The sequence below is a fragment of the Corynebacterium sp. HMSC071F07 genome (assembly GCF_001810285.1).
Lineage (GTDB): Bacteria > Actinomycetota > Actinomycetes > Mycobacteriales > Mycobacteriaceae > Corynebacterium > Corynebacterium simulans.
The window spans coordinates 32,855-34,366 of record NZ_KV800714.1 but is presented as its reverse complement, the minus strand read 5'-3'; the positions used below and the strand labels follow the sequence as shown (position 1 = coordinate 34,366).

3 protein-coding genes are annotated in these 1,512 nt (G+C 59.5%); 2 read left to right on the top strand and 1 reads right to left on the bottom strand.

Annotated features, from left to right (window positions below):
• Positions 1-159 precede the first annotated feature (159 nt).
• Complete coding sequence (locus tag HMPREF2724_RS08625) at positions 160-987, top strand: dienelactone hydrolase family protein (RefSeq protein ID WP_061920822.1); 828 nt, start codon at positions 160-162, stop codon at positions 985-987.
• Positions 988-1,049: 62 nt separating this feature from the next.
• Here the strand turns inward: HMPREF2724_RS08625 and HMPREF2724_RS08620 are convergent, their stop codons facing one another.
• Positions 1,050-1,313: a hypothetical protein gene (locus HMPREF2724_RS08620; RefSeq protein ID WP_061920593.1), complete on the bottom strand. Its 264-nt coding sequence runs from the start codon at positions 1,311-1,313 to the stop codon at positions 1,050-1,052.
• A gap of 19 nt (positions 1,314-1,332) precedes the next feature.
• On the opposite strand from HMPREF2724_RS08620, the gene HMPREF2724_RS13405 reads away from it, so the two are divergent.
• A complete protein-coding gene (locus HMPREF2724_RS13405) occupies positions 1,333-1,458 on the top strand; it encodes a hypothetical protein (RefSeq protein WP_256375025.1) in 126 nt (41 codons plus the stop codon).
• Positions 1,459-1,512: the final 54 nt, after the last annotated feature.

The following is a 1,512-nucleotide window of genomic DNA, read 5'->3' as shown; positions in this document are numbered from 1 at the left end:
CACACATAAGCCTCGATCCTACCTCATAGGAATTGGAACCTCTTCACTGCAAAGTTAAAGCTTTTCTCTCACCGCTAACCGCGAAAGAAAACCCGCATTCTGAACCATCAATATGGCTTATCCCCCGCCGCCGTGCTTTCTTCCTCTATTCTGGAATACGTGTCTGCGAATCTAAAGAAGCATCTAGGAACTCTATCCAAGCGTGGCCCCCACCGCGTCCTCGTCGGCGATCTTTCTTATGCCGGCATCAACGGCAAGGTTTATACCCCAGCTGAGGGCAAGGGCCTGCCAGCTGTGGCCTTCGCCCACGATTGGACGAAGAAGGTTAAGAATTACCACGCTACCCTGCGCCATTTGGCTAGCTGGGGCATCGTGGTGGTTGCCCCTGATACGGAGACGGGTATTAACCCGAGCCACCGCAATCTCGCTGCGGACGTCGAATCTGCACTGCAAATTGCAGCTGGCGTCAAGCTGGGCACGGGCAACATCGCGGTATCGCCTTCCAAGCTCGGCATCGTCGGCCACGGCATGGGCGGCGGCATCGCCGCGCTGGCAGCGGTTGATAACCCAAAGGTTCGCGCCGTAGCAGCGCTGTACCCGGCAGATACTGCACCTTCGTCTTATGCAGCGGCTAAGTCCATCACGGCTCCGGGCCTGATTATCGGTTCCGAGCGCGAGGATCTTTTCCGCGCCGGCAACCCTGCGCAGCTGGCTGACAACTGGGGCGGCGAGGTGGCTTACCGCGAGCTGGCCAAGGGCACCCAGGCTGGTTTCACTGAGGATCGCCTCTTCAAACTGGCCGTCGGTTCCGGTGCGTTCCAGTCAGGCCCGACTGAAACCGCACGCGCTTTGGTCACCGGCTTCCTGCTGTCGACGCTTGCAGGTGAGTCCAAGTACGACGGTTTCGCCGAAGCTGATGCAAGCGCTAAGGGCGTGAAGAGTATTTTTGGTGAAGAACTGCGCAAGAAAGCCGGTATTCACCGCTAACATTCGCAGTCACTGCACCGCCTAGCCAGTCCGCACAACGCGGGCTGGCTTTTTATTTACCGCTATTGGTTGCGCCGAAGCACAGATTTGATTTGCCCGCTTCCGCGGCGCTTGCCGTGGGCTGGGAAGGCGGAGTGCTGACGCGGCTCGCTTGCCGACGCCGCCTGCCCCGCGTTCATCCTTGCCCTCGCCGTTGCTTTTTCAGCGGACTTTTCGAGTTCGTCTTGGGCTTGTGCCATTGCCTTTTCGAATTCGAGGAGGCGAGCGGCAGTCCGCTCCCTAAAGCCGCGCGCAAATTCCGCGAACTCGTCATTTACTGCTGCCATTACCACTGCCCTGCCTTCCGTGCGTGAACTGTTTTATCTTCTGGTGCTGGTGCTGGTTCAGGTGCTGGAGCCGGCTCTGACGGTGGCGGCGGCGCTGGTGCGCCCGCTGCCTGCATGTGCGCAACCTTCTCCGGCGGCGGTGTAGGCTCTTCTACTTCCGCAAGCTCTGGCGGAGGTGGAATGACGCCATCCTGCGGCG

Excerpts from the sequence above, each read along its gene's own strand:
- HMPREF2724_RS08620 (WP_061920593.1), bottom strand. The coding sequence starts at position 1,313 with ATGGCAGCAGTAAATGACGAGTTCGCGGAATTTGCGCGCGGCTTTAGG.